At 67.8% G+C, this 6094-nt stretch carries 7 protein-coding genes; 5 read left to right on the top strand and 2 right to left on the bottom strand.

Annotated features, from left to right (window positions below):
* The first annotated feature begins 72 nt into the window (after positions 1-72).
* The 4 genes from AB4Y84_RS10520 (at position 73) to AB4Y84_RS10505 (ending at position 3426) form a co-directional block, all read left to right on the top strand.
* Positions 73-921 (top strand): MurR/RpiR family transcriptional regulator, encoded by an 849-nt coding sequence (locus AB4Y84_RS10520; RefSeq protein WP_025878243.1) that lies wholly within the window; start codon positions 73-75, stop codon positions 919-921.
* 12 nt (positions 922-933) lie between these two features.
* A complete protein-coding gene (locus tag AB4Y84_RS10515) occupies positions 934-1698 on the top strand; it encodes a L,D-transpeptidase family protein (protein WP_312109630.1) in 765 nt (254 codons plus the stop codon).
* Complete coding sequence (locus tag AB4Y84_RS10510) at positions 1695-2996, top strand: APC family permease (protein WP_025878245.1); 1302 nt, start codon at positions 1695-1697, stop codon at positions 2994-2996. Before AB4Y84_RS10515 ends, AB4Y84_RS10510 begins: the two co-directional genes overlap by 4 nt.
* An 82-nt stretch (positions 2997-3078) precedes the next feature.
* A complete protein-coding gene (locus AB4Y84_RS10505; protein ID WP_025878246.1) occupies positions 3079-3426 on the top strand; it encodes a hypothetical protein in 348 nt (115 codons plus the stop codon).
* 107 nt (positions 3427-3533) lie between these two features.
* On the opposite strand, the gene yiaA is transcribed toward AB4Y84_RS10505, so the two are convergent.
* Entirely contained in the window at positions 3534-3986 is a 453-nt protein-coding gene (yiaA, locus tag AB4Y84_RS10500) for an inner membrane protein YiaA (protein WP_025878247.1), read from the bottom strand.
* A gap of 171 nt (positions 3987-4157) precedes the next feature.
* Here yiaA and AB4Y84_RS10495 point away from each other — a divergent pair, with 171 nt between their 5' ends.
* Positions 4158-5324: a PQQ-dependent sugar dehydrogenase gene (locus AB4Y84_RS10495; protein ID WP_301909157.1), complete on the top strand. Its 1167-nt coding sequence runs from the start codon at positions 4158-4160 to the stop codon at positions 5322-5324.
* Between the two features lie 106 nt (positions 5325-5430).
* Here the strand turns inward: AB4Y84_RS10495 and AB4Y84_RS10490 are convergent, their stop codons facing one another.
* Complete coding sequence (locus AB4Y84_RS10490) at positions 5431-6024, bottom strand: hypothetical protein (RefSeq protein WP_099841784.1); 594 nt, start codon at positions 6022-6024, stop codon at positions 5431-5433.
* Between the last annotated feature and the right edge of the window lie 70 nt (positions 6025-6094).

Raw genomic sequence — 6094 nt, 5'->3', positions numbered from 1 at the left:
AGCGATGACTACCTGCGCCTGGGCGACGCCCTGCGCCGCTATGCTCCAGCGCACGACCATCGGACGCCCCGCATGCCGCCCCTGCTGAAAATCCGCACCGAGCGCGGGCAGATGTCGGCCATCGAACGCCGCATCGCCGACTTCATCCTCGACAACGCGCACCTGCTGCGCGACTACTCCTCGCAGCAGCTGGCCAGCGCGCTGGGCATCAGCCAGTCCAGCGTGGTCAAGTTCAGCCAGAAGCTCGGCTTCAAGGGCTACCCGGACCTGAAATATTCCATCGGCGAGGACGTCGCCCGCGCCGGTGCCGACCCACAGCAGGCGCCCGCCGAACCGGACATCAGCGATGACTACCTGCGCCTGGGCGACGCCCTGCGCCGCAGCAAGGCCCAGGCCGAGGAAGAAACCCGCCAGGCCAACCCGCGTGAGGAGATCGAGCGCATCGTGCAGCTGCTCGACGGCGCGCCCAAGCTGTTTGTGTACGGCCTCGGTGACGACGGCCTGTACGCGCGCGAGTTCGCCATGCGGCTGTCGCTGCTCGGCCTGCTGGTGGTGCCGCATACCGATCCGATCCTGATGCTGGCCAACCTGTCCGCCGCGCGCCCGGGCGATGTGCTGCTGATGTTCTCCGAGTTCGGCAAGTTGCCACAGCTTTCGCAGCTGTCGCGCCAGTTCCAGGACATGGGCGGCAAGGTGGTGTCGATCACCCGCCACACCGCCAACCCGCTGCGTGCGCATGCCGATGCGGCACTGGTGGTGTGCGCGCACGACCGCGCGCCGCAGGTGGCGCAGCTGCTGTACCGTAGCGCCATGCATGCCCTGCTCGATTTCCTGTTCGTGCTGCTCTGCCACGCCAATCCAGATCGCCAGCAGCAGCTGGCGGTGAACCTGGAACGGATCGACCACCTGCTGGATTCCTGACCGGAGCGCCCGATGAACCTGCTGCTGGCCCGCCTTGCATCTGCCGCGCTGCTGCTCGTTGCCGCAGCTGCTCTCCACGCTGCCCCGCTGGACAACGCTCGCCAACTGATCGTGGTCACCAGCGAGACCTGGGACAGCACGCAGGGCCAGCTGCAGGCCTTCGTGCGCGACGGCAAGCACTGGCGCAGGCACGGCCAGGCCTTCCCGGTGGCGCTGGGTCGCACCGGCAGTGCCTGGGGCCTGGGCCTGCATCCTGCCCAGAACGACGGTCCGCAGAAACAGGAAGGCGACGGCCGCAGTCCGGCCGGTGTGTTCGCGCTGGGCAGCGCGTTCGGCTATGCCGTCACCCGGCCCGGCACGGCAATGACCTATCAGCCGATGCTCGAGAGCAGCTACTGCATGGACGTGCCAGCATCGCCGTTCTACAACCGCATCGTCGATGCGAAGAAGGTGGGCAGCGCCGCCATAGCCGGTTCCACCGAACCGATGCGGCTGGACCTGCACAACAAGGGCGACGTGCGTTACCGGGAAGGCTTCGTGATCGCGCACAACCCGGACAACCAACCCGGCAAGGGCAGCTGCATCTTCGCCCATCTGTGGCGCCAGCCCGGCGAGGCCACCGCTGGCTGCACTGCGATGCCAGAGGTGCGCATGCAGGCGTTGCTGGACTGGCTGCGCCCGCAGGACACGCCACGCTTCGTCCTGTTGCCAAGGGCCGAATACCGGCGCCTGCAAGCACAGTGGAAACTGCCCGCGCTTGAAGGAGCCGTACGTTGAGCGCCGCCGACGAACCCCAACTGCAACGCGCGGTCAGCCGCTGGCAGATCGTCGGCCTGTCGATCAACGATGTGGTCGGCAGCGGCATCTACCTGCTGCCGGCCGCCACGGTCGCCCTGCTCGGCCCCTTCAGCCTGTGGGGCGTGGTCGCCGCCGGCATCGTCGTCGCCCTGCTGGTGCTGTGCTACGCGCAGGCGGCCAGCTATTTCGATGAACCCGGTGGCAGCTACCTGTACGCGCGCGAAGCCTTCGGCCGCTTCGCCGGTTTCGAGATCGGCTGGATGATCTGGCTGACCCGCATCAGCTCGGCCGCAGCGCTCAGCAATGCGCTGGCCGACGCTGTGGCGCGGTTCTGGCCGTGGGCAGGCGCAGGCATGGGCCGAATCGCAATCATCGTTGTCTCGCTCGGTTTCCTCACCGGGGTGAACATCATCGGCGTGCGTTCGGCCGCCCGCACCGGCATCGTGCTGGTGATCGGCAAGATGCTGCCACTGCTGTTGTTCGTGGCCATCGGCGCCTTCTACATCGACCCGCAGCTGGCCTTCTCCGGCCAGCGCCCGGACCCGCACGACCTGCAGCGCATGGGCGAGGCGGCGCTGCTGTTGCTGTATGCCTATGCCGGGTTCGAGAACATTCCGGCCGCAGCCGGTGAATACCGCAACCCACGCCGCGACATCCCGTTCGCGCTGATCACCATGATCGTCACCGTCACCGTGATCTATGCGGCGGTGCAGATCGTGGCGCAGGGCACGCTGCCCGGCTTGGCCAACTCGGCCACGCCACTGGCCGATGCGGCCTCCAGCTTCGGCGGCGAGGCGCTGGCGCTGATCCTCACCGTGGGCGCGACCATCTCCATCCTCGGCACCAACAGCAACACGATGATGATGGGCCCGCGCTTCCTGTTCGCCCTGGCCCGCGATGGCTACGGCCCGAAGGTGCTGGCGCAGGTGCACCCGCGCTTCCGTACCCCGGCCGCGGCGATTTTCTGTCAGGGCCTGATCGCCCTCGGCCTGGCGCTGTCCGGGTCGTTCGTGCAGCTGGCACTGCTGTCGATGACCACACGCCTGTTCGCCTACATCGGCACGGCCGCCGCAGTGCTGGTACTGGCCAAGCGCTATGCCGACCGTCCCGGCGCGCTGAAGCTGCCCGGCGGCCCGTTGATTCCGGTGCTGGCCCTGCTGCTGTGCGTGGCCCTGTTTGCCAGTGCCAGCTGGCAGAACATCGCCGCGGCACTGGTCGCCTTCGCAGTTGGCGCGGTGATCTACAAGCTGCCGCGCAAGGATGCCGCTGCTGATTGACCTGCCGATCACGCTGCCGGTCCGGCGCGTTAACCGGCCGATGGGCACGATCAGGCTTCGTCCACTACGGAGCCTTCTGTCCATGAGCCCCGATTACCAGATTCCCGGTCGCGTGCCGGAAGACAGCACCCCGCGCGAGGCCATTTCCGACTACTGGCGCGACCGCTACAGCGCCGAACCGTATTACGACGCCAGCCTGCTGTTCGATGACTACGAGCCGGCCTATCAGATCGGCCACGCAGCACGCTTCAACGAAACCCGCGCCGATCAGGTGATCCGCGCCTACGAACAGGTCGAAGCGGAGTTGCAGTCCCGCTGGGCGACGGAGCGGGGCAAGAGCCGCCTGGAATGGGATCAGGCCCGCGCCGCTGTCCGCCGCGGTTGGGATGAAGCCCATGTAGCCGATCCGCGGCTGACGCGCCACGGTTGACCCATCCAGCTGTTGACTGATGCAGCCACAGTAGCGCCGAGCCCGTGCTCGGCGCCTTCTGCTGTGCAGGCCTGGGCCGGGCAGGCGTTCGGCGCTACCTCAGCCGGTCATTCCTGTTCCGGCAGCGGCGGAATCGACGAAGCGCGCTTGGGCTCGGCCGCGTTGGCGGCAATCAGGTCGCGGGTGTTCTTCTGCACCGCCACCGCGCCAAACAGCGACAGCGCGAACGCCATGCCGTAGAAGCCCTTTTCGCTCAGCACCAGGGTGGCGTTCCACAGGCCGACCAGCAGCAGCAACAGCGCCGACAGCAGTGCGAACCAGCACAGCGCGTAGTACAGGCCGCTCACCGGAATGGCCTCGACGCGGTCGCGCACGCTCTTCTGCAGCGATACCGCCGCAAACAGGCCGAACAGCAGCAGGGTCAGGTAATAGCCCTTCTCGTTCAGCGGCATCTCGGCATTGAACAGGCCGACCAGGTAAGCCACCGCGCCCAGCAGCAGGGCCACCCACGAGGCGGCGATGAAGGCGGGCGAGGGTCGATGGATGAGGGGTGCGTTCATTGCAGGTCCTTGGCAGACAGGCGGGCAATGCTTTGCCCGGGCGACAACACCCTAGACGATCCGCGCCATGCCGCACAGGGGGAGCAGGACCTTCGGGCCACGACCGTCACCGCCCCGGTGGTATACAAGGGAGAGCCTGGCCATCCGCATCCCCTTCCGCTGGAGATACCCATGACCCGCACGCCCCTGCTGCTCGCCCTCGGCCTGCTACCGATCCTCGCCACCACCGCCTGCAACGCGGCCGGCCCTGATGCGTCTGGCCAGAAGGCCCCGGCGACCGCCGCGGCCAGCGCAGACCAACGCCCCTTCACCGCCACCGAGGTCAGCCGGTTCGACCAGCCGTGGGCGATGACCTTCCTGCCCGATGGCAGCCTGCTGGTCACCGAAAAGCGCGGCAAGCTGCAGCACCTGGACTTGGCCAGCGGCCAGAAACATGAAATCACCGGTGTGCCGAAGGTCGCCTACGGCGGCCAGGGTGGGTTCGGTGACGTCATCCTGCATCCGGATTTCGCCCGCAACCGCGTGGTGTACGTCAGCTACGCCGAGGAAGGCACGCTGGACACGCGCGGCGCGGCCGTGGCCCGTGCCACGCTTGCCCTCGATGCCAGCGGTGGCGGCCAGCTGAAGGACCTGAAGGTGATCTGGCGGCAGACGCCGAAGGTCAGCGGCGAAGGCCACTACGGCCACCGCCTGGCCTTCGGCCCGGACGGCAAGCTGTGGATCAGTTCGAGCGAACGGCAGAAGTTCGATCCTGCGCAGGACATGAGCGGCAACCTGGGCAAGATCATCCGCCTCAACGACGATGGCAGCCTGCCGGCCGACAATCCGTTCGCCTCGCAGGGCGGCGTGGCCGCGCAGGTGTGGTCGCTCGGCCACCGCAACGTGCTGGGCATCGCCTTCGATGCCAATGGCAAGCTGTGGGCGCAGGAGATGGGCCCGGCCGGCGGCGATGAGCTGAACCTGATCGTGCGCGGTGCCAACTACGGCTACCCGATCGTGTCCAACGGCGACCACTACGACGGCCGTCCGATTCCCGACCATGACACCCGCCCGGAGTTCGCCGCACCGAAGGTGACCTGGAACCCGGTGATTTCCCCGGCCGGCCTGATGTTCTACAGCGGCAGCCTGTTCCCGCAGTGGAAGGGCAGCGCCTTCATCGGTGGCCTGTCGTCCACCTCGCTGGTGCGGGTTGCCTTCGACGGCGACAGCGCGCGCGAGGCCGAACGCTTCAACATGGGCGAGCGCATCCGCGAAGTGGAACAGGGCCCGGACGGCGCGCTGTGGCTGCTGGAAGACGGCAGCAAGGCACGGCTGCTGAAGCTCACGCCGAAGGCCTGACGGCCGGGTGGTGCCGGCTGCTGGCCGGCACCTGCAGGAGCCCTGGCTGCCGGCCCGCGGCCGGCACTACCGATCTGGAACGGCCCTGCATACGGGGCCGTTTTCGTTACTGGATGGTGCCGACCTTCACCTCGGTGCGCGTGCAGGCCTTGTCCAGGCACTGGCCGGTCAGCCAGACCTGGCCATCGCCGATCATCACGCCCTGCTGGTTGACGAACACCGTGCCGAAGTCCTGCGCGGACACCGCCTTGACCACCGCCGGGGTGATGATCTTTTCGTAGTTGCGCTGGAATTCACCGGGCCCGGTGATCTTCCTGCCACCGCTGATGTTCAACGGGAAACGCACTTCTTCAACCACCGCCGCGCGATCGCCACCGACCACTGCGGTCTTGAAGGCAGTGAATACTTTTTCATACTGCGCCGCATCGCCGAGTAGCGTCTCGATGCGCGCGCGGGCGTCGTCTGCCGCCGCAGGTGCTGCGGGGTTGGCAGCATCGGCCGGCGTCGCAGCCGCATCCTTGGCGTGCTCCGCCGCAGCCTGTGGCGCGGCGACCGCATCGGGCGTGGTGCTGGCGGCCGCTTCGGCCGGCGTCGCGCCCGTCATCGGCGGAGGCGCATCGGCGGCAGGTTCGGGCGGCGGTGCCGGCTGCGAGCACGCTGCCAGCAACAGGACAGGAACAAGGTAGGCCATCGTGCGCATGCGCGGTCTCCATCGGATCAGGCTCCGATGGTAGCGCCGGGCCGTGCCCGGCGTGTTCGCCATGGGTGTG

The sequence above is a fragment of the Stenotrophomonas sp. 2YAF22 genome (assembly GCF_052114665.1).
GTDB classification, from domain to species: domain Bacteria; phylum Pseudomonadota; class Gammaproteobacteria; order Xanthomonadales; family Xanthomonadaceae; genus Stenotrophomonas; species Stenotrophomonas indicatrix.
Note: the sequence above shows the minus strand (reverse complement) of the source record. Positions and strands in the feature narration are given on the sequence as shown.

Coding starts and splice junctions, on each gene's coding strand:
- AB4Y84_RS10495 (WP_301909157.1), top strand. CDS start 4,158: ATGACCCGCACGCCCCTGCTGCTCGCCCTCGGCCTGCTACCGATCCTC.
- yiaA (WP_025878247.1), bottom strand. CDS start 3,986: ATGAACGCACCCCTCATCCATCGACCCTCGCCCGCCTTCATCGCCGCC.
- AB4Y84_RS10520 (WP_025878243.1), top strand. CDS start 73: ATGCCGCCCCTGCTGAAAATCCGCACCGAGCGCGGGCAGATGTCGGCC.
- AB4Y84_RS10490 (WP_099841784.1), bottom strand. CDS start 6,024: ATGCGCACGATGGCCTACCTTGTTCCTGTCCTGTTGCTGGCAGCGTGC.
- AB4Y84_RS10515 (WP_312109630.1), top strand. CDS start 934: ATGAACCTGCTGCTGGCCCGCCTTGCATCTGCCGCGCTGCTGCTCGTT.
- AB4Y84_RS10505 (WP_025878246.1), top strand. CDS start 3,079: ATGAGCCCCGATTACCAGATTCCCGGTCGCGTGCCGGAAGACAGCACC.